The 19,770-nt window shown below is 29.9% G+C and carries 24 protein-coding genes; 7 read left to right on the top strand and 17 right to left on the bottom strand.

The window, feature by feature from the left end:
* The first annotated feature begins 30 nt into the window (after positions 1-30).
* On the top strand, positions 31-858 hold the full coding sequence (locus ACI48Q_RS07805) for a MerR family transcriptional regulator (protein ID WP_474918519.1): 828 nt from the start codon (positions 31-33) through the stop codon (positions 856-858).
* Positions 859-990: 132 nt separating this feature from the next.
* Here the strand turns inward: ACI48Q_RS07805 and ACI48Q_RS07800 are convergent, their stop codons facing one another.
* The 4 genes from ACI48Q_RS07800 to ACI48Q_RS07785 all read right to left on the bottom strand — a co-directional run bounded on the left by ACI48Q_RS07800 (position 991) and on the right by ACI48Q_RS07785 (position 3,401).
* The gene (locus tag ACI48Q_RS07800; RefSeq protein ID WP_474918518.1) at positions 991-1,347 is read right to left on the bottom strand and encodes a hypothetical protein; all 357 of its coding nucleotides are present in this window, start codon (positions 1,345-1,347) and stop codon (positions 991-993) included.
* Between the two features lie 348 nt (positions 1,348-1,695).
* A complete protein-coding gene (locus tag ACI48Q_RS07795) occupies positions 1,696-2,292 on the bottom strand; it encodes an FMN-dependent NADH-azoreductase (RefSeq protein ID WP_474918517.1) in 597 nt (198 codons plus the stop codon).
* A gap of 122 nt (positions 2,293-2,414) precedes the next feature.
* Positions 2,415-2,858: a MarR family winged helix-turn-helix transcriptional regulator gene (locus ACI48Q_RS07790; protein ID WP_474918516.1), complete on the bottom strand. Its 444-nt coding sequence runs from the start codon at positions 2,856-2,858 to the stop codon at positions 2,415-2,417.
* A gap of 213 nt (positions 2,859-3,071) precedes the next feature.
* A complete protein-coding gene (locus tag ACI48Q_RS07785; RefSeq protein ID WP_474918515.1) occupies positions 3,072-3,401 on the bottom strand; it encodes a nitroreductase family protein in 330 nt (109 codons plus the stop codon).
* A 33-nt stretch (positions 3,402-3,434) separates the two neighbouring features.
* On the opposite strand from ACI48Q_RS07785, the gene ACI48Q_RS07780 reads away from it, so the two are divergent.
* On the top strand, positions 3,435-3,755 hold the full coding sequence (locus ACI48Q_RS07780; protein ID WP_474918514.1) for a LysR substrate-binding domain-containing protein: 321 nt from the start codon (positions 3,435-3,437) through the stop codon (positions 3,753-3,755).
* Here ACI48Q_RS07780 and ACI48Q_RS07775 read toward each other — a convergent pair.
* Both ACI48Q_RS07775 and ACI48Q_RS07770 read right to left on the bottom strand, forming a co-directional pair.
* The gene (locus ACI48Q_RS07775; RefSeq protein ID WP_474918513.1) at positions 3,739-4,989 is read right to left on the bottom strand and encodes a serine hydrolase domain-containing protein; all 1,251 of its coding nucleotides are present in this window, start codon (positions 4,987-4,989) and stop codon (positions 3,739-3,741) included. The two genes, ACI48Q_RS07780 and ACI48Q_RS07775, sit on opposite strands and share 17 nt — an antisense overlap.
* Positions 4,990-5,178: 189 nt before the next feature.
* Positions 5,179-5,448 (bottom strand): CD3324 family protein, encoded by a 270-nt coding sequence (locus ACI48Q_RS07770; RefSeq protein WP_474918512.1) that lies wholly within the window; start codon positions 5,446-5,448, stop codon positions 5,179-5,181.
* A 429-nt stretch (positions 5,449-5,877) separates the two neighbouring features.
* Between ACI48Q_RS07770 and brnQ the strand changes: the two genes are divergently transcribed.
* A complete protein-coding gene (gene brnQ / locus ACI48Q_RS07765) occupies positions 5,878-7,149 on the top strand; it encodes a branched-chain amino acid transport system II carrier protein (RefSeq protein ID WP_474918511.1) in 1,272 nt (423 codons plus the stop codon).
* 121 nt (positions 7,150-7,270) lie between these two features.
* On the opposite strand, the gene ACI48Q_RS07760 is transcribed toward brnQ, so the two are convergent.
* A complete protein-coding gene (locus ACI48Q_RS07760; protein WP_474918510.1) occupies positions 7,271-7,816 on the bottom strand; it encodes a cyclase family protein in 546 nt (181 codons plus the stop codon).
* Between the two features lies 1 nt (position 7,817).
* Entirely contained in the window at positions 7,818-8,288 is a 471-nt protein-coding gene (locus ACI48Q_RS07755; protein WP_474918509.1) for a MarR family transcriptional regulator, read from the bottom strand.
* Between the two features lie 192 nt (positions 8,289-8,480).
* Between ACI48Q_RS07755 and ACI48Q_RS07750 the strand changes: the two genes are divergently transcribed.
* Together ACI48Q_RS07750 and ACI48Q_RS07745 are read left to right on the top strand one after the other, a co-directional pair.
* A complete protein-coding gene (locus tag ACI48Q_RS07750) occupies positions 8,481-8,882 on the top strand; it encodes a DUF3888 domain-containing protein (RefSeq protein WP_474918508.1) in 402 nt (133 codons plus the stop codon).
* 49 nt (positions 8,883-8,931) lie between these two features.
* A complete protein-coding gene (locus ACI48Q_RS07745; RefSeq protein ID WP_474918507.1) occupies positions 8,932-9,345 on the top strand; it encodes a hypothetical protein in 414 nt (137 codons plus the stop codon).
* A gap of 534 nt (positions 9,346-9,879) precedes the next feature.
* Here ACI48Q_RS07745 and ACI48Q_RS07740 read toward each other — a convergent pair.
* Positions 9,880-10,608, bottom strand: a complete 729-nt coding sequence (locus ACI48Q_RS07740) for an MBL fold metallo-hydrolase (protein ID WP_474918506.1) — start codon at positions 10,606-10,608, stop codon at positions 9,880-9,882.
* Positions 10,609-10,842: 234 nt separating this feature from the next.
* On the opposite strand from ACI48Q_RS07740, the gene ahpC reads away from it, so the two are divergent.
* Positions 10,843-11,406 (top strand): alkyl hydroperoxide reductase subunit C, encoded by a 564-nt coding sequence (gene ahpC / locus ACI48Q_RS07735; protein ID WP_474918505.1) that lies wholly within the window; start codon positions 10,843-10,845, stop codon positions 11,404-11,406.
* Positions 11,407-11,529: 123 nt separating this feature from the next.
* Here the strand turns inward: ahpC and ACI48Q_RS07730 are convergent, their stop codons facing one another.
* The gene (locus ACI48Q_RS07730; RefSeq protein WP_474918504.1) at positions 11,530-12,246 is read right to left on the bottom strand and encodes a peptidoglycan recognition protein family protein; all 717 of its coding nucleotides are present in this window, start codon (positions 12,244-12,246) and stop codon (positions 11,530-11,532) included.
* Between the two features lie 614 nt (positions 12,247-12,860).
* Here ACI48Q_RS07730 and ACI48Q_RS07725 point away from each other — a divergent pair.
* Entirely contained in the window at positions 12,861-13,547 is a 687-nt protein-coding gene (locus ACI48Q_RS07725) for a TVP38/TMEM64 family protein (protein WP_474918503.1), read from the top strand.
* Between the two features lie 30 nt (positions 13,548-13,577).
* Here ACI48Q_RS07725 and ACI48Q_RS07720 read toward each other — a convergent pair whose 3' ends face one another.
* The 7 genes from ACI48Q_RS07720 to ACI48Q_RS07690 form a co-directional block, all read right to left on the bottom strand.
* Positions 13,578-14,369 carry a DUF1835 domain-containing protein gene (locus tag ACI48Q_RS07720; RefSeq protein WP_474918502.1) on the bottom strand — a complete coding sequence of 264 codons (792 nt, stop codon included), beginning with the start codon at positions 14,367-14,369 and terminating at the stop codon, positions 13,578-13,580.
* 239 nt (positions 14,370-14,608) lie between these two features.
* Positions 14,609-15,373, bottom strand: coding sequence for an ABC transporter ATP-binding protein (locus tag ACI48Q_RS07715; protein ID WP_474918501.1), 765 nt, complete (start codon positions 15,371-15,373; stop codon positions 14,609-14,611).
* A gap of 129 nt (positions 15,374-15,502) precedes the next feature.
* Positions 15,503-16,285 carry an ABC transporter permease gene (locus ACI48Q_RS07710; protein WP_474918500.1) on the bottom strand — a complete coding sequence of 261 codons (783 nt, stop codon included), beginning with the start codon at positions 16,283-16,285 and terminating at the stop codon, positions 15,503-15,505.
* Between the two features lie 4 nt (positions 16,286-16,289).
* Positions 16,290-17,153, bottom strand: coding sequence for an ABC transporter permease (locus ACI48Q_RS07705; RefSeq protein WP_474918499.1), 864 nt, complete (start codon positions 17,151-17,153; stop codon positions 16,290-16,292).
* The gene (locus tag ACI48Q_RS07700; protein ID WP_474918498.1) at positions 17,143-18,351 is read right to left on the bottom strand and encodes an ABC transporter substrate-binding protein; all 1,209 of its coding nucleotides are present in this window, start codon (positions 18,349-18,351) and stop codon (positions 17,143-17,145) included. The genes ACI48Q_RS07705 and ACI48Q_RS07700 overlap by 11 nt, the downstream gene beginning before the upstream one ends.
* Positions 18,341-18,940: a CDP-alcohol phosphatidyltransferase family protein gene (locus ACI48Q_RS07695; protein ID WP_474918497.1), complete on the bottom strand. Its 600-nt coding sequence runs from the start codon at positions 18,938-18,940 to the stop codon at positions 18,341-18,343. Before ACI48Q_RS07695 ends, ACI48Q_RS07700 begins: the two co-directional genes overlap by 11 nt.
* Entirely contained in the window at positions 18,940-19,725 is a 786-nt protein-coding gene (locus tag ACI48Q_RS07690; RefSeq protein WP_474918496.1) for a heterodisulfide reductase-related iron-sulfur binding cluster, read from the bottom strand. The genes ACI48Q_RS07695 and ACI48Q_RS07690 overlap by 1 nt, the downstream gene beginning before the upstream one ends.
* Between the last annotated feature and the right edge of the window lie 45 nt (positions 19,726-19,770).

The following is a 19,770-nucleotide window of genomic DNA, read 5'->3' as shown; positions in this document are numbered from 1 at the left end:
TACCTTATAGTCAAGGGGAGATTTTAAAAAATGCAAGAAAAATATTTTACCACTGGAGAATTCGCTAAGATGTGTAATGTGGAAAAACATGTTCTATTTCACTATGATGACATCGGTCTGTTTAGACCAACAATCATCAAGAAAAACGGATATCGTTATTACTCTTATCATCAGTATTTTACTTTCTCTGTTATCATAAACCTAAAAAAGCTAGGAATGTCTTTAAAAGATATAAAAATCTATCTTGAACAGCGCAATCCTTCCATGTTCCTAGATTTACTAGAAGAAAAAAGTAAACATGTAGCTGAAAAAATTAAATATTTTCAGGATATACAGGAAACTATTCAAAGTATGAAAGCCATGACCACAGAAGGCATAAACAGCCACAGCAGAATTTACTTAGAAGCCCTTCCGTCAGAGATTATTCTCCGATCCGATAATATGGAGAATTCATCCAATGAGACTTTTGTCAGTTTTATGCATGAATATATTAAATTCTGTCAAAATCTAGGAATTACCGTCCAGGAATCTGTAGGTAACATCATATCGGTAAATAATCTTCGCAAGAAGAATTTTGCAAACCTTTCTTACCTATATATCAAGGCGAAATCCTTTCTGCCAGGGAAAACAGTAATCCGTAAACCAGGGGTCTATCTATGTGGATATTTTAAAGGTTCATACGATGACTTACATCATACTTATGAGAACATGCTGGATTATGCTGATGAGAATGGGATTGTTTTGGGGAACTACTCTTTTGAGGAATATCTAATTTCTGATATTGCTGAGAAAGACCAAAGTCATTATATTACAAAACTGATGATAGAGACTTTAGAAAATGAAAAAGTCTCAACATAGTGCAGACATCTGCCATATGATTTTTAAACAAAGGCTACCACCCATTGTAAGAGTGGTAGCTTTAACCTATTAGTCTTTTTTATATATAACTTTTTTAATACTGCTGTCTCTCTATTTACTAAGTATTCCTTACTAATAAGGATGATAAGGATAATGATGATATGGTGGAGAAAAATGAGGATAACGTAATAAGGATAATGCAGCTAAAACATTAAATGGAAACCTTCTACGTCTAAACCGTCTGAATCTTCTTCTAGGACGTCCAAAACCCTGAAATTGTCGTTGTTGATCATATTGATTTTCATCTTCTTGCTCCATTACATCCTCACCAACCAACACCACAATGTGATCCGTATCTACACTTTCAATAATACCATCAATTGTACTTCCATCTGTCATTGTTAAAATAGTGTGATAGTTCATATACCTTTTACATTTATCATGTAAAGGCTGTACGTCTCTGTAGTAATCATTTTTTTCTGAAATCATTTTTTTAACCATCTCCTTTCCATTATCATGATATTCATTTTTGATGATAGCCGTACCATTTTAATGTATAAATGTTGATAAAAAAATTCGACAATAATTCATATATTCATTTATAAATTTTTTAACTTTTATAAAATAAAAATACCCACAGCAGCGGGTATTTCCATTTCACCTATATAATTTAATTCCATATGATTAATAAATTTATAAAAAAACGCTGTCGCCAGATGATGACGAAAGCGTTTTTACTCTATGTTTCCATTTCGAGTATTAAAATAACATACACCTTAAAACCAGTGGTATCAACTCTTACAAGCAAAGTCCGCAGCTATTTATTTTCACACAGCCCTAAAATTCTTGTGCAACCCTTTTAGCTTCTTTTATTCCTTCTTCAATCTTTCCTTGAACATCTGCACCAATAAGATCTAAATTCTCTATTGCTATAGTTTCTATTTCTTTGATTCCAAAGAAGCCTAATATAGTTCTTAGGTATCTATCTCCCATTTCATATGGTGCATTACCATATTCTCCACCTCTAGCTACTATGTGTACAGCCTTTTTATTATTTAAAAGTCCAACTGGACCTTCTGCAGTATATTTAAATGTTATTCCTGTCACACTTACATAGTCTATATAAGCTTTTAATATTGCAGGGATGCTTAAATTCCACATTGGTGCTGCAATTATATATTTATCTGCCTCTGCAAATTGATATGCATATTTTAATATTGGATTATTCTTACTTTCCTCATTTTTAGGCCCAAATATTTCTCCTAGATTCTCTAGTCTTAAAAAGTCTATATTCTCTTTATATAAATCTAATGTAATTACCTCATCCATAGAATTATTCTTCTTGTACTCTTCTATAAAACTATCTGATACTTTAAAAGTTCTTGATTCTCCCTGACTTTTGATATTTGCCTTAATGTATAATACTTTATTCATATTTCTTACTCCTTTGCAATTTATATTCTATTATTTATTAAATTTTCTCTTAAAAGTTTTCCATTTCAAATTACTTGTTTGATTCTTTTAATATAGTATTTCCATATTTCTTTGAATTTACATCATAAATTTTTAAACTTCTTCAAAATATCTTTTAACATATTTTTTTCTTCATCGGTTAAAATATCAAAAATTTTATTGATATTGTTAATATGTTCTGGTAAAATTTCCTCTATAATTTTTCTTCCCTTATCAGTTATAGATATAATAGCAGCCCTTCTATCTTCAGGATCTAAATTTTTCGTTACTAACCCTTCCTTTTCTAAATTCTTTATAACAACAGTTATGTTTCCAGAGGTAGTTAATATTTTTTCTATTAACTCACATATCTTTAAATCACCCTTGTTATATAGTGCTTCTAAAACTCCAAACTGAGCATTGGTCAAACCACTTTCTTTTATGGTTTGAAATTCTCTTTTGTGAATTGCATGTTCAGCTCTAGTAAAAACAACTAGAGTAGATAAATTTAATTTACTTTTACTGATTAACTCTTTAATATTTTCCATACATAAAGATTATCACTAATTAGTGATAATGTCAACTTCTATTTATATCTCATAATTTTATCATTTATCCACATTTAGAACATTTTCTATTTTACTAAATTATTTATAACAAAAAATCTACTTAGTATTTTTACTAAATAGATTTTTGACAGTCACTATTATTTAAATTAACACTGCTTTATTATAATATCCTCAATATCTTCTGAACTAAATTTACATCCATTTTTCATAGTGAACTTTTTCAGCTTTGTATCGATCCACAAATTTATTTTCCTGTTCAGCTGGATATCCTATGGCAATCAGGGCAAAAGGCTTTATGTTATCTGGAAGGCTATACATATCCTTAACGTAATCCACTGCCGAATCAAGGGCTGCGATACCAAGCCAAACTGCTCCAAGTCCCAGGTGCGTCGCTTCCAGCAATATATTTTGCGCTGCTGCACTCATGTCCTGCTGACAATCTGCTGGAAACTTAAAATCATTACTGTTTGCCAAAAGAACCAGTGTAATAGCAGAACCAGCCACAGGTTTTGAATAAGACATTGCCAAATTCAATTACTTGAAGGAGCGTTGGGAGTGCATCTATTTGAAAGCTTGGGGAAAAAAATATGTCTTACCCCTGAAGGAGAAGACTTTCTTATCCATTCAAAGCAAATGCTATTTCTCTGGGAGAAAGCCAAAGGTTCTATTGCTTTCTCAGATTCTCCACAGGGTACTCTGACTATTGGTGCGGAAGAATCAATTTGTGCAGTTAAATTGTCCAAATTTTTAAAAGAATATAGTCAGCGTTATCCAAATGTAGAATTTAATATAAAACTGGGATCAACAGATGAGTTAGAAACATTATTAAATGAAATATTTAAAAACTTGACAGTGGTATCTAAAAAATTTTCTTAATTTCATTAAAATAAAGTTCTTCCTTATGATTTTTTTCAAAGATATATTCTTGGTCTAACCAGGTGTGATGGAATGTATTTTCTGATATTGGATAGATAGGCATTATCCATTTATTTTCCTGTATAAAATATAACTTGTCTACATCTCTTTTAACTTCATACTTTAAACCCTCTTCCTGGTATATACCAACATAACTATCATAAATGTTTAGGTCCAAATTGAATGCTTCAGGCTTTGATGGCATAGAATAGTCCTCATTAAAAACTATTTTAGCAATATTTTCATTAATATTAAGGGAATTAGAAAATCCATAATTACTTAGTACAAGGATGCTAACTTTATCATCTATATATCTGTGAAATTGATGCTTAAATCCATTCCCCCCACCACTATGGCGAACTCTTTTACAATTAAGATTTTTATCTATAAACCATCCGTACCCATAGTCTTCTTTATAGGGTGTAAATATTTCATCTAGGGTCTTTTTTGATACAAGTTTTTCACTGTATAAGGCTTGATCCCACAATATCATATCCGTAGCAGTAGAATAAATGGCTCCTGATGAAAAAGCACTCATTGTATCTATTTCACAGCATATTAGTTTTTCACCACTGGCATAATATCCACTTGCCTTATTATGAAGAATTTCAATGTAATCATCAAGTCCACTATCATTCATTCCTAAAGGCTTGAAGATATTTTCTTTTATAAATTCAATATATGATTTTCCTGAAATTCGCTCGATTATAACACCAAGTAAATAGTATCCAAAATAACAATAACTCCAGCCTTCACCAGGCTCAAATTCAAGTGGCATATCTTTAAAAAGGTTAAATACTTCCTTATGTGTAAATAAACGCTTTCCAAGGATAAGATATGGATCTACCACTGAAAAATCATTAAAAAGTCCAGATGTATGTGTCATTAAATGATGAATTGTTATTCTTTCATCAAGTTCAGGGTAATCAGGGAAAAACTTCCTTATGCTATCATTAGTATTAAGCAGTCCCCTTTCCCTAAGAATCATTATCCCCATACAGGTGATCTGTTTTGTAAGAGAAGCAATTTTATATTTTGTCTGTGTTATATTTGGAACACCATGCTCTATGTTTGCCATTCCATAGCTTTTATTAAATATAACTTCTCCATTATTTACGACTACAACCGCTCCACTAAATGGCCATAACTTAGTGTAAGAATCCATATACTCATTTATTTTATGATTAATACTCATACTAATTCCCCTTCCATTTTTGTCTTATATATAATTTTAATCTGGTAGTTCATGAAATAAAAGGTAATTTACATTTCTGCATTGTTTTTTACACATAGATGTATCACATGACTTATGGTTTATTTATCATTATCCATGGGGTTGCACATAAAAAAGCTATCACTCCTTAAAAGAGTAATAGCTTTAAATCTATAATTCTTTTGCATATACAATTTTCTTAATACTATCAATTGATAAGAAAAATTCTTCAGCTAAATCTTTGATTTTATTTCCATTTTTATGTTTATTGCGTATATCTTCATTTCTTTTTCTTATATAATTACGCCTTCCTGAATTTTCTCCCCACTTTTTTCTTCCTTGTGATTGAGATGGAATATATAAATATCCACCTTGCATATACTTTTGAATTTCTATAACTAAGCAATCTGGTAAAATCACTTCAGCGTTTAAATATTTCACAAAGCCATCTCCTTAAAATTATTATTTTAAATTAAGGAAACAAAGCCTGTATATATGAATTTTAGCTACAAAAGGCGATATCAATACTTACCTCTGCACAAACCATCGCCAAGTCATACCTACAGACTTTGCGCAGAGTTTTGTATCCCTTTTATGTATTATAAATCCATTCCCCATATTATCACTCTCCAAATAGCATCCTATATTATATATAATACTAAACTTAATATAAAATATCAAATTTAGCATAAAATATAAATTCATTTTACTATAGATACAATAGCATTTCCCTTGTACCTTTTACTTATATTACTAGCCATGTATTGTTATTCTATGTTGATGATATACTAATATATCTAAAGGCAATTTTTATTTGATAAAAATAAAAATTCATATTATAATATTAAAAATAACTTCAAGGAGGAAACTATGAAAAAAAATACAAAAGATGTAATTATAATAGGATTTGCTTTATTTGCTATGTTCTTTGGTGCCGGTAATTTAATATTCCCGCCATTTTTAGGTAATATGGTGGGTGACCAATATATTTTAGGAGTTATAGGATTTGTATGTACTGGAGTTGGACTACCACTTCTTGCTATAATAGCTGCAACAAAAGGTGATGGTACCTTTGAAACAATGGCATCTAAAATAGGGCCAAAATTTGCTTTGATTTTTGCCACAATATTATTTATAGCAATAGGTCCCATGCTTGCAATTCCAAGAACCGCTGCAACCACTCATGAATTAACTATCAGCCCTTTAATACCTAGTCTTACTCCCCTTATTTCAATGATAATATATTTTGGAATAAATTTAGTATTTGTACTAAAAAGATCTTCCGTAATTGATACTATAGGTAAATATCTTACTCCTATGTTAATACTTATATTAACATTTATAATCGTAAAAGGAATAATTTTTCCTATAGGGAACATTATTCATACTGATGTAACCTCTGTATTACCACTTTCTTTTATAGAAGGTTATCAAACTATGGATGCATTAGCTGGATTATTATTTGCCTCAGTTATTACAAATGCACTTAGAGCAAAAAACTATTCAAATGAAGAAATACTTCCTATGACCCTTAAATCAGGTGGTGTTGCTATAATTGGCTTAGCATTCATTTACGGTGGTTTAATGTTTTTAGGTGCTCAAACAAGTGGATTTGAAATTTCTGATTTGTCTAAGACAAGTTTATTATTATTAATATCCAAAGCTATTCTAGGTAATCTTGGCTCTACTACGATAGGTATTGCCATTGGCCTTGCTTGCTTAACAACTTCTATTGGATTATTAACTGCTGGTTCTTCATTCTTCGAAAAAATATCAAATGGAAAACTTCCTTATAAAATAAATGCAATTGTAATTTCAATAATAAGTATTATAATTGGGAGTCTTGGTGTTGATAATATTATTAAGATATCTAGTCCTATTTTAAATGTATTATATCCAGTAACAATAACTTTAATAGTTACTACACTAGCTGATAGATGTATAAGAAATATAAAAGCAGTGAGAATTGGTATTTACACTTCATTAGTATTTGGTATACTTGAAATAATCCCTTATATTAAACTAGATTTTATCCCTCTTGGTAAATTAGGATTTGCTTGGCTTATTCCAACTGTAATTTCTATATTAATAGGGTATCTTATATTTCCTAGATCAAAACAAAATATAAGTGATTTATGTTAAAAAATATTCTTAATTTATAAAATATTGAAATTGAGCTTCATATTATTACTGCGAATATCATTTGCAGCAATAATATGAAGCTCATATCAATTAATTTATAATGTAGAAACTTTATTACAAGTTATATAGTTTCAATCTCAACCTTTATTGCTGTAGCATCTTTTACTTGAAACCATTTTAGATTTGCCTTAAAATCAGAAGAAACTTTATCTAAGTTACATATATTTTCTACAACATAAGCTCTTCTACTTTCAACATGTTTATCTATTACTACATGATCTTCACCATGCTGTATTCCACTTAAATCTATTCCTATTAGTTTTATATTTAAATCTAGTAATCTATCTATAATTTCATTTGTTAAATAAGGTTTTGTCTTAGAGTTAAAGTATTCTTCGCTTCCATATCCATATTGTTCTAAATATCCTGTTCTAAATATCACAAATGAGTTTTCTTCTATTTTAATCTTTTCTAATACATTAACATCTATAATATCTAAGTTTCTCACATCTATTACCTTAATATTTATTTCTGATGGCAACTCTATAGTTGATAGATTATAGCAATCTATATGAGTTCCTATATGTTGTCTTTGATGTGCTGGTTGTGAGTCTCCCCATTTTAAAATCTCCTCTGGAATGCTAAATTCCTTTAGATGTAAATTCATACTATATCTCTCCTTCTGATTCTATTATTTCGTCCAAATAATTATTAAATTTTTTCAAGAAACTAGCTACAACTTCTTGATCTTTTTTATCTATATTTTTAAAAAATTTATTATTTCTTTCTTCCCACTCCCTATGTTTTATTTCATGATACTTATATAATCTTTCACCTAATTCTGTTAACTTAAAATATATCTCCTTATCATTCTCAGGTTTTTTATACTTATGAATAAGATTATTATTCATAAGTTTTTTGCTAATCTTACTTATAGCACCTCTCGTCATATTCATACTTTGAGATATTTTAGTAACGTTAGGATCTTTTATTTTTCCTATGAAATCTAAACAATGTATTTCTGAAACTCCATAATTTTCATATTCACCCTTAAATGCTAACTTTCCTAGAGTTTCTTCTTTTTCATATATTTCTTTAAAACTCTTCATAATAATATTAATATTATCCACTTTAAACACATCCTTATTGTTTCCAATGAAACAATAATACCACTTTTTTGTTTCCTTGTCAACATTTTTAATGGAGATTAATTTCTTATTATAATTACACTGGTAAAATAATTTATTTTATTATACAAGACTTTGTTTTAATATAGTGCTGATAATGAATAATTTTTCTTATATTACAAAATATAATACTGAGGTGATACTATGCTTAAAAAATTAAATGCATTATTTTTAGCATTAGAATTAATTTTATGTTTTATATATTTTACTCCAGCAGCAGCTATAACTACTGCTAGCAATTTCAATGTTAATAATTATAGTAATATAAATAAGCAACCTACAAGTGCTGTTGAAAAGGATTTAATTTTGCATATACTTTTACCTTATATATCAAATGCCCTTATGGAAAGAAATATAAAACCATCTCAATTTAATTTAAATGATATAACTATTTTTTCAATAAATAAAATATCTGATGAGGCATATGAAGTCAAAGTTTATATTAGAATACTATCCGAGTTTCCTGGTGCCCCTTTCCAATTTTATATAATTACTTTTACTATAGATAGAGAGTCTATAAGCGTTACTGACATATTGGAACGGTAATTTTAAGATTCCATATCTATATTGCAAAATACAATAATGAGGTGAGGTCATGATTAAAAAATTAAATCTATTATTTTCAGTACTAACATTAATTCTATGTTTTACATATATTGTCCCAGTATCAGCTACAACTACTCATAATTACTCTAATATCTATAAATTCATTAATGAAAACAAACAACCTCTCAAAACTCCTGAGAGGGATTTACTTATCCGTGTGTTTTCACCCTATATAAAGGATGCTTTTAAGGCGGAAGGTATACCACCTTGTGAATTTGATGACCGCAGTTCAACTGTTCTATCTGTAAATAAATTGTCAACTGGAGAATTTGAAATTAAATTTTACATAGGAGCATATATTGGCTCATATGAGCCACCCTATAGAATTTATATAGTTACTATAATTACGGACGGAGTAAACACAAAAGTATCTAACATAGAAAAAAGACCACCTCTTTTATAATGTAAAAAGTATCCTTTATCAATAACATTTTAAAAAGAATACCTAACATATAAGGTGATTTCTATATCAATCTTAAAATCTATAATAATTTTTCAAGCCAACCTGATGAACCGTTGCAATACACTATAATTCTTTCAATTTAGAAAATATTTTGTAAATTAAATATTTTCTATATATTTCTTTCAATTTTTATGTTATTATATTCTTACATTAAAGAGTGTTTTAACTTTTTAATCCTTTAGTTTTTCAACTAATTTTCTGTTAGGAAGGCAACTCTATTTTTAGAGTTGCCTTTTCTAATGTTAAAGTCATGTAAATTCGTGTCAAAATAATATATAATATGTATACTTTTTGCGTTTCTTATGTTAAAATATATTTGTCCGATTAAAGTTCAAGAACCCTATCATGTAAAAAGGTAATTCTATTTTTTAGAGTTGCCTTTTTCGTCTTTAATCCTAAATAAGGTTATTTATTCTTTATTCAATTCCATTTTAAAAGTAATATTATAATATTTCATTAGCATGTTTTTATTCCTTACATTGTAATGATTTCTTGTAGTGCATCTTTAATATTTATTGTATATGTTCCTCCATGATAACAGATGATTCTATCTATATCATAGTTTAATAATTTCCTTATAGAATTCTTTGCCTCCACAATATCTAAAGTATAATTTGGATTTGCAATAGTCAATTTATCATTTTCTACTACTAATGCATCTCCTGTGATTAAGGTTTTACTATCCTTTACATAAATTGAAATATGTCCTGGCATATGACCAGGAGTAGCAATTATTTCAATTCCTCCACACCAAGGAAATGAATCTTTATCCTTTAGACACATGTCTACTTCTGCAGTTTCTATGGACTTAAGTAATTGTTGAAAATTCTTAGCATTTTCTTTTTCTTCTTCTGGAAGAGCATCATAAATTCTTTCCGCTTGCTGTAATCTTAAAGATTTTTCCTTGCCACTAATATATTTTTCATCCTCAATGGAGGAAAGTATCTTTATATTTGGGTATTGTCGTTTAAATTCAGCTAAAGCACCCATGTGATCAAAATCATGATGAGTTATAATTATTTTTGTTAATTTACTCATATCAATACCCTTTGACTGTGCTTCTGTTTTTATTAGATGTAAAAAATTAGGGTATCCACAATCAATTAATATAACCTGATTTTCATCTCTTAAAATAACAGGGAAAATAGTATTATCAACCCCTTGTATATTGAATTTTATTTCTAAAGTTGTTAATTTACTCATGAGCTTTCTCCTTCATAATTTATTCTTATATAATGGATATATTAACCTTTCTTATTTAAACCATGTTTCAGATTCTATGTCAATAGATAAATATTTCTTTATTGAATGTTTTTTACAAGATTTCCAGTTCTACTATTGACTTTTTCTTATTTAATAATTATTATTAATCATATAAAGTAGTTGATAGATATTATCAATTGCAAACTATTTTCAATTTATGGGAGGATGAGTTATATGTCATTAATAAATAAAAAAGTATCAGATTTTACAGTTGAAAGTTACCAAAATGGATACTTTAAAGAAGTGTCACTAGATTCAATAAAAGGACATTGGTCAGTATTTGTATTTTATCCAGCAGACTTTACCTTTGTTTGCCCAACAGAGTTAGGTGATTTAGCTGATAATTACTCTAAATTTAAAGACATAAATTGTGAAGTTTACTCAGTATCAACAGATACTCACTTCGTACACAAAGCATGGGCTGATGCCTCAGAAACCATTGCTAAAATTCAATATCCAATGTTAGCTGATCCAACAGGAAAGCTGGCAAGAGATTTTCAGGTTATGATCGAAGAGGAAGGTTTAGCTTTAAGAGGATCTTTTATAGTTAATCCTGAAGGAGAAATTAGAGCCTACGAGGTTAATGATTTAGGAATTGGAAGAAATGCTGATGAATTATTAAGAAAAGTTCAGGCTGCTCAATTCATAGCCGAACATGGAGATGAAGTTTGTCCTGCAAAATGGACTCCTGGTGCTGAAACATTAGTTCCAAGCTTAGATTTGGTTGGAAAACTATAATATATCCTCTAACATATTAATTTATAGAAAACCTTTTAAAGAGGCACAGAAGCTGTGCCTCTTTATTAAAACCTTGAAAGTATTAATAAGAAAACTTACCATAAATTGTCCACAATTTTAATTCTACTTTTTATTTTCTTTTATATATTTTAAGACTACATCCTCTGTATTATAGTTCCCATTCCCAATTAACTCTATATCTGCCTTTAACCTTCCCACAGCATCTCCAACAGCAACCACTCTTCTAGCACTTCCAATTTGGTATTGATTTAACATCAATATACCCCATCCAAATGCCTTATAAAGGTATTTGGCAATTATTTCGTCTATAGGGTTTGTTATTATTACAACAGTATCTATGGCATATTTTGTAGGTGATAATCTAGCTTTAAATTCATTCCACGATTTCCAGTTATCTTTACTCATATTCTTAGGACAAATTTTTCGTGAGGCATCATAGTGGCGAACTACTCTCTCATTGGGTATATTGTACTTAGCTTGAAGACTTTTTATTAACTCAATGGTATTATCTTTAGTCTTATTAGCGATCGTTCCTCCTCTATTGCACATCTCAATACCAATAGAATTGCTATTACTTATTCCATTTTTACCGTTGCCATCACCACAATGCCATGCACAATTAAATTCCTCAACAACTTGATATATTGAATTTTCATCTACAAAATAATGTGCTGATGCATTATGATTCCCAGCGCAAAAGTAATTAGCATTATTGGCAGCAGTATCGCTAAAGTTACCTGTATCATGAATAACGATATATGCTGGCTTATTGCCTTTTGAATAATTGTATTTGCTTATCTTTTTTATTACTGGCAGCATTTTATTTCTCCTCCTTAACATCTTAAAATTTTCATTAGAAAGAAAAAATACTCTTTTATTAAAGATTTTGAACTTTTAACTTCTATGATATTATATTCCTTAGAAATTTTTTAGTTCTAAAAAGCTACTTAGTCATCTATTGAAAATAACTAATAATCCATTCCCTTGAGGTTCAGTCAAGATAAAATTTTAGGCCTTATTTTAAACGATTTGTAAGTAATAATATATAGTTCAACTTAAATAAATTATAAGAATGTCTATTTGTATTATGTAGTTTTATTATTGAAATTTATATATTAAAACAAAATCAAATTTTAAAATAGGAACTCAAAATATATTAATAGTTATCAAACTCTATAGGTAATTTTTATAGTATAGTTGAGTACTATTAATTTTATGAATAACCATAGTTCCTTTAATGTGTTGACTTACACTTTCAAATTATATATCATACTTTATGGACATGAAAATTACGTAGGAAAAATCTATAGATTTATTCTAAAAAGTTTTATGTACATGAACAAATGTAAATAAATATAGTATTTTAGGCCCTAGCGTTTATTGAAATACTCTTAATGCTACTGCCAAAATGAAATCTATAAGGAGGCAGTGCTATGAAAAAAAATAAGAAAGTTATTTTTTCAATCCTTTTACTTCTACTTTTAGGAATCATTTATTTTGCTTTTTTTAGAGGTTTAACTCCAGAAGTATTACGTGAATATATACAAGATTTTGGATATTGGGCTCCTATAGTATACATTCTTTGCTTTACTCTTTTACCTATTGCTTTTTTCCCAGTGCCCGTATTAGCGCTTGCAGCTGGACTACTCTTTGGATTTCTTCCAGGAACCATCTATACTATTATTGGAGCTGCACTAAATAGTGCTATTATGTTTTTCATGGCTAAGTTTTTGGCAAAAGATGCTGTTACTGAGTTATTACAAAAGAAGCTCCCTGAAAAATGGGGAAATTTTTTATTAAATATGGATGAAAAACAAGGCTTTTGGATTATTTTTATATTAAGACTTATACCTGCTATGCCCTATAATGTTATTAACTATGGATCAGGCTTAACAAAAATAAAATTTAGTAATTATATGATAGCTACTTTAATAGGCATTCTACCTGGAACTTTAGTATTTCTAAACATTGGAAACCAAGCTATGGATGTTAAAGATCCCAAATTCATAATTTCTATAGTACTTTTAATACTCCTAACAGCTTTTTCTATTTTTTTAGGAAAGAAAATTTCAAAAAAGTCTCTAGGGAATAAAATAGATGGTAAAAAGAAAACCACTTAAAAACATCTCGTTTTCAAGTGGTCTCTTATTTTATGCTTTCTTTATTTCTAGTTCTCTCATAATACCTAAGTTCCCTCTGTAAGAAATTTTTCCATCTCTAATTAGTTCTATTATTCTCCAAAAGATAAAACTATCAGAAACATAACTTTCAGCTCTACCTATAACTTCCTCCACTGTTCTTACACTATGCATAAACTTTTTATATGTATAACGAAGTATCATTTCATCATAATAATCTTCATGAACACTTTTAACTTGCTTATCCTCGTAAACCCGTAGGTTTGAATTTTCTTTCTTAAGCTGCTGCCATAAGCTCATTAAACCTGAATACCTACTAAAGTCCATAGATTGCTTTATTCCAATGAATTCTCCTAATCTCTCAGGGATAACTTCTCCCACAACTCGCGGTGTATATTCATTTATTTTACAAGTGTTATAAGTAATATCTGATACATTGATGGTATATATATTTTGAATCTTCTCTTCAAGCCTAGAAAGAAGGTGCAACATCCCACAGATTTCCCCTGCACTGTTACCGTACCATAAATAAATATCTTCATCCTTAAGCTTCATTATCTCCTCATGAAATTTCTCATAGGAATTCTCGATTTCTTCAGAAATCTCTTTAACTTTTTCAAAATATATATTGTTCCACCAATGAATTCTTTTGTTCATATTCCCTATTTCATCTATAGGCCCATTAGATAAATCATCAATAAATCCTATTACCTTCTTACCTTCAAGTAGCCCCATATTAACTGCGTGCTTTATACTTCCGGAAGCACTCTCAGAACAACATAAATGTATTATTTCTTTTGCCATGAAACTATCCTCCTAGTTTAATATGTAATTATTGCATTCTAGTTTCCTCTAGCTTTTTGCTTGAATACAGCCTTAGTGAATCAATGTTTCGAAACGGTTGATAAGTGTAAACTTAGATTCATGCAGAGCAAATGAATCTCTAGTTGAACTTACACAGAGGGCCAGTAATAATATGAAGTTCTAGTGACATTAATTTTATATTAAAGTCTATTTGTATTATGTGGTTTTATTATTGAAATTTATATATACATAATTTTATCTGAAAAAACAATACTTCCATTTGGTAAAGTAGTAATTTCTCCCAAATATTCATCAATGTGAGGAATATTTGTTTTATTTCTTAATTCCCTTGGCGCCTTTACCAATGCTATCTCCCCTCTAAATAGAAAAGCTATAGTATCACTCATAGAAAAGGCATCTTCCTTTTCATGAGTAATCATAATGGTGGTAATTTTAAACTTCTTTTGTATTTTCATGATATAATCTTTTACATACTTTTTCAAATTATTATCTAACCCTGTAAAAGGTTCATCTAGCAAAAGTACCTTTGGGTCCACTGCTAAACCACGCATCAATGCTATAAGCTGTTGTTGTCCTCCTGAAAGCTGATGAGGGTATTTTCTCATATGCTCTTCCATATTAAAAAAATCTACTAATAGATTTATCTTATCTTTAATTACATCCTTGGATACCTTCCGCATTTTAAGCCCAAACTCCACATTTTCTCTCACTGTCATATGTGGAAAAAGCTGCTTTGATTGGTGAACCATTACAATATTTCTCTTCTCTATAGCTACATCATCTATAATTTTATCATCAACCAAAATATTTCCCTTAGAAGGTATCAATGCACCTGTAATGATTTTAAAAATCGTTGTCTTTCCAACACCACTGGGACCTAGAATAGAAAAAAACTCTCCATCTCTAATAGAAAGGTTAATATTTTTTAAAATCTGCTTCCTATTAATTGAAAAATCTATATTCCTTAATTCTATTTTACTCATTGCTTCCCTCCTTACTATTATTAATATTTTGTTTTAACTCTATTTCAATTTCATGTTATCCTTGGTTTCAATATTATTATTCCTAAACCATTTTAAAACAACAATATTGAAACTAGGAGTACCTTGGAATTAAGATGAAGTTTTTCTTTTATAGCCTTTTATTATAACTGAAGTTATTTGCATTACCACTACACTATAAAATAGATACATCAATATATAGGCTGCTGAAATATTTCTATTAGAATTTGTAATATAGGGTGTCATGATCATGGAAAAATTAATATGTTTACTACTTCCTATGAAAAAATTAATAAAATACTGAGAATAAGATATGATAAATGCCATAAGGAAGCTTGCTACATACCCTTGTAAATATATAGGAATATTGATATATCTAAAGGCTTGCCAAGGCGATGCACCTAACCCTCTTGCAATTAGCTCATCCTCTATCCCCCAGACCGTATAATAAGAATATACCATTTTAAAGGCATAGGGCAAAGAAAAATATATATGTAAAACCATCACTGCAAACCCACTGGAGGAGAAGTATGGCAAGAACATCTTATGACTTCCTAAACATATACTTATGACAGGAAGTAACATTGGTAAGTAGAAAATACTTTCTAGGGATACCTTATTCTTCATTGTACTAGTAATAAAGAATCGGGAAAGCATAATGCTAAGTATTAAGGAAAAAAATCCTACCTCCACAGAAAAAATCACTGATTTTAAAGCAATATACCAATCCCCAGATTTAAAAAAGTACTTAAAGCCTGCCATAGTAAAATTATTAGGCAAGATCTCTGTGGATTTCCAATTACTAAAAAAGGCCCAAAGAATCATAGACAGGATTGGAAGTATAAGAAATATAAAAATAAATAAAAGTCCTACTCTATATATTAATTTTTTCATTATCCTACTCCTTTTCTCCATTTTTATCCTGAATCATCTTATAGTACAAAAAGCATAATATAAGAGATATTAAAATCATTATCATATTGATTGTCATTCCATAAATTCTATTAGATAAATCTGAATTTAAATAGGTTTTATAGGCATAAACTCCTATGGAGATTGGATTAGATGGTCCTAGATAATAAAAGCCTTCATAGGTAAACATATTAAAGTTAAATATTATCAAAAATGATGTAAATATGGCCCTTTTGGCTAAAGGTAAGAGAATTTTTATAACGTATTGTAGCTTACTGCATCCTAAATTTTGTGCCACAAATAGATAATTTTCATCTGCCTCCATAAAAATAGGTGCTACACTAAATGCAATAAAAGGCATTCCCTTAAACACATTCAAAAGTATTACTGCTATACCACTTGAATGAAAAATAAGGCTAATACCAGTTCCATGAAAACCAAAGGCAGAAATTATATGAAATAATAGTCCCTTATCACTATAGGTATTATAAATAAGTGCCGCAGCTGCCACATAGGAAAGTAATATCGGTAATCTATAGAGAACATTTACGAAAACATTTCTGGTTTTTGAAATATAATATCCTAGATAACTGCCTAGGACTGTAGCAATAATGGCTGAAATAATTGCCACCTTAAAGCTATAAATTAAACTTTTTAGGAATACTGGATCTGAAAATAATTCCCTATAATATTTAAAATTGAAGTCATGAAAAGAAAGCTCCGGAATATATCCCAAGCTTTCTATAAACGTATTGACAATAACAAACGTAGTAATAAGAAGCACAATTGCCAAAGAGGGAAATAACATAAGTCCCCTAGCTATTTTTTTCTTATGTTTATTACTTGCCAAATAGAATCACGTCCTCCCATACTTTTTCAATTACAACAACTAAATCTGATCTTAGTTCTGGTTGTTGATGTTTTGAAAGTTCTTCGTAACTCAAAATTGTATCTGCATACTCCTGTGCAGGTGTAAGCTTCTTATCAAGTTCTCCTTGTTCCTCTTTAGTTAATTTATCATATTTAAGCACAGGTAAATCAGCCCATCCTGTTAAATCAGCTTTAGAAATTTGCATTTCTGCTGATAATGCTCCATCAATTAATTTCAATGCATTTTCTAAATTAGGTGCGTTTGCAGCAATAGCTAAGTAATGTGTATTAAAAGGTGTTCCATTGTCCCACACAAAGGTTTTAGTTGACGCTGGCCAACTCTTATCTGCCACCTTACTTAAAGCTTTATTTGCACTATAATCCATTGCAATATCTACTTCTCCATCTTGATATAAACTATCAAGCTGCGCAGCATCTGCTGGATAGGTTTTACCCTTTTTCCATAAGTATGGTTGTATTTCCTTAAAATATTCTAGTGCAGGTGCTATAGTTTCTTTTACCTTATCATAGTCAGCAGGTAAATCTTTTAATTTATCATAGCCTATCATATCATACAGTACAGTTCTAACAAAAGCTGAACCTGTAAAATCACTAGATTTTGGATATGTAAAACGTCCTGGATTATTCATCACATATTCTTTCAATGCATTAGCACTGGTTGGCGGATTTTGAATTTTTGTACTATCATAGGTAAATACAAATTGTGCGGTTCCCCAAGGTGCTTCATAGCCCTCTGTTGCATATCCAAAATCCATAGTTGCAGCATCACCTTCTAAATCTACGTATTTTTTTGCATTCTCTAACTTATCTACAAAAGGTCCATGTAGAAGATGATTTTTATTTGCATAATAAAAATTTTCTCCATTTAACCAAATAACATCAATTGATCCTTTTTCTGATGAACTTTTCTCATTTGTTAGTTTCAGCAAAATTTCATCAATGTTCATTGGAACACGTTTCACCGTAATACCATAATTTTCTTTAACATAAGTAGAGAGTTCTGTATCAATCCATGTATTAACTCTCTCATCTCCACCCCAGCCATATAAGGTAACTACTTCCTCTTTACTTCCACTGCTTTTACATGCAGCTAAGCCAAATAGAGAACATATAATACAAATTACTAAAGAAATAGTTATTAATTTTTTATTTTTCATTATTACCTCCTAATACTTTTATAGCCATATATAATCTTTGTATAGCTGTATATAAAATTAGAATTCCATAAACACATGCAAGAATCTTCATATATGGATGAAATATTATCATAATAGTAAACATAATAAATCCTTCTGTTCTCTCCATTAATCCAGCTTGATAATGAAAACTTTTCATCCCTGTATTTTCTATAAGCATACCACTGGTTAAGAAAACTGTCATAGAAAGTACTATGGTACAAGTAAGTAGCAGTAAACAGAAGGTGGAATCTTTACATTGAGTGGCAAAAGCGATAATATAACTTAATTCAACTAACCTATCTAGCCAAATATCTAGCAATGTACCTACAGGAGAGGTTTGACCACTTTTTCTTGCCATAGCACCATCTGTAGCATCTAAATATCCTGAAAACCATAATAAAAGGATGGAAAGAAGAAAACTACCAAAGGAAAAAGCCACTGCTCCAATAATCCCTGTTAAAGCCGCTAACAGGGTAATATGTGTAGGCTTTAATTTCATTCCTAGGAACAAATCCGCTCCCTTGTCAAATAATTTATCTATATATTTTCTTCCATAGGTATCTAACATTACTTATCTCCCCTTTTAACTTCCCTTACTGCCTGATATCTATTTTTCCAAGAACCATTTGACTCTATGCCCCATAATAATTCTAGAATATGAGTTCCTTTAAAATCATTTTGGCGGAAGGTATCCACACAAGAAGCACAATAGGTTACAATATATGGCGATGGTGCCTCCTTTGCACGGATTTCGAAAAGCTTTTGTCCCTTTTCGGGCTCTAGAGTCATAAGCATATTCTTTTTACCACAACATATGGTTTTTTCTCCATGGTGTTTAAATTCTAATATTTCCACACCCAGCTTAGTTAGTATACTTCTTGCTGCAGTGGTGTTTTCGAGGTGATTTCGAACAGGACAAGGATCATGTAATGCCATCCTTATACCTTTACACATATCATATTTATCTTTAGGTATAGCTTTATCTAGTATAGTCCATGCTGAAACTATTTCTAGTCCACTATATTCTGATAAAGTGTGTTGACAATTTGGACAAAGTGTGTAAATTCTCTTTGTGCCACAGGCTTCAAATTCTTTATTTAAATAAGCTTTTCTTTTCACATAAGGCTTTCCTCCATCGATATGTAAAGATGGTTTTCCACAACACATAGTGCTAAACACTAGATCAGGTATTTGTGTCTTTAGTAATTCATAGGTTTTTTGAACAATATCTTCACCCATAGATAACATCGCACACCCTGGCCAAAATACATTTTCACCCAATGAAAGCTTTGCGAACATTGGATGAAAGCTAAGAAGCTGATGAGTCTTTATACTTATCCTTCCCTTATACATAACTATCCATCCTTTCCTCTTTCACCACATAAAAATGAGAGGTAC

The sequence above is a fragment of the Clostridium sp. LXY-7 genome, from assembly GCF_056172015.1.
The sequence above is the reverse complement of the archived record's forward strand: the minus strand, read 5'-3'. Positions and strand labels throughout refer to the sequence as shown.

Coding starts and splice junctions, on each gene's coding strand:
- ACI48Q_RS07700 (WP_474918498.1), bottom strand. CDS start 18,351: ATGAAAAATAAAAAATTAATAACTATTTCTTTAGTAATTTGTATTATA.
- ACI48Q_RS07690 (WP_474918496.1), bottom strand. CDS start 19,725: ATGTATAAGGGAAGGATAAGTATAAAGACTCATCAGCTTCTTAGCTTT.
- ACI48Q_RS07725 (WP_474918503.1), top strand. CDS start 12,861: ATGAAAAAAAATAAGAAAGTTATTTTTTCAATCCTTTTACTTCTACTT.
- ACI48Q_RS07800 (WP_474918518.1), bottom strand. CDS start 1,347: ATGATTTCAGAAAAAAATGATTACTACAGAGACGTACAGCCTTTACAT.
- ahpC (WP_474918505.1), top strand. CDS start 10,843: ATGTCATTAATAAATAAAAAAGTATCAGATTTTACAGTTGAAAGTTAC.
- ACI48Q_RS07745 (WP_474918507.1), top strand. CDS start 8,932: ATGATTAAAAAATTAAATCTATTATTTTCAGTACTAACATTAATTCTA.
- ACI48Q_RS07795 (WP_474918517.1), bottom strand. CDS start 2,292: ATGAATAAAGTATTATACATTAAGGCAAATATCAAAAGTCAGGGAGAA.
- ACI48Q_RS07775 (WP_474918513.1), bottom strand. CDS start 4,989: ATGAGTATTAATCATAAAATAAATGAGTATATGGATTCTTACACTAAG.
- ACI48Q_RS07730 (WP_474918504.1), bottom strand. CDS start 12,246: ATGCTGCCAGTAATAAAAAAGATAAGCAAATACAATTATTCAAAAGGC.
- ACI48Q_RS07805 (WP_474918519.1), top strand. CDS start 31: ATGCAAGAAAAATATTTTACCACTGGAGAATTCGCTAAGATGTGTAAT.
- ACI48Q_RS07710 (WP_474918500.1), bottom strand. CDS start 16,285: ATGAAAAAATTAATATATAGAGTAGGACTTTTATTTATTTTTATATTT.
- ACI48Q_RS07740 (WP_474918506.1), bottom strand. CDS start 10,608: ATGAGTAAATTAACAACTTTAGAAATAAAATTCAATATACAAGGGGTT.
- ACI48Q_RS07790 (WP_474918516.1), bottom strand. CDS start 2,858: ATGGAAAATATTAAAGAGTTAATCAGTAAAAGTAAATTAAATTTATCT.
- ACI48Q_RS07695 (WP_474918497.1), bottom strand. CDS start 18,940: ATGTTAGATACCTATGGAAGAAAATATATAGATAAATTATTTGACAAG.
- ACI48Q_RS07785 (WP_474918515.1), bottom strand. CDS start 3,401: ATGTCTTATTCAAAACCTGTGGCTGGTTCTGCTATTACACTGGTTCTT.
- ACI48Q_RS07760 (WP_474918510.1), bottom strand. CDS start 7,816: ATGAATTTACATCTAAAGGAATTTAGCATTCCAGAGGAGATTTTAAAA.
- ACI48Q_RS07750 (WP_474918508.1), top strand. CDS start 8,481: ATGCTTAAAAAATTAAATGCATTATTTTTAGCATTAGAATTAATTTTA.
- ACI48Q_RS07720 (WP_474918502.1), bottom strand. CDS start 14,369: ATGGCAAAAGAAATAATACATTTATGTTGTTCTGAGAGTGCTTCCGGA.
- ACI48Q_RS07715 (WP_474918501.1), bottom strand. CDS start 15,373: ATGAGTAAAATAGAATTAAGGAATATAGATTTTTCAATTAATAGGAAG.
- brnQ (WP_474918511.1), top strand. CDS start 5,878: ATGAAAAAAAATACAAAAGATGTAATTATAATAGGATTTGCTTTATTT.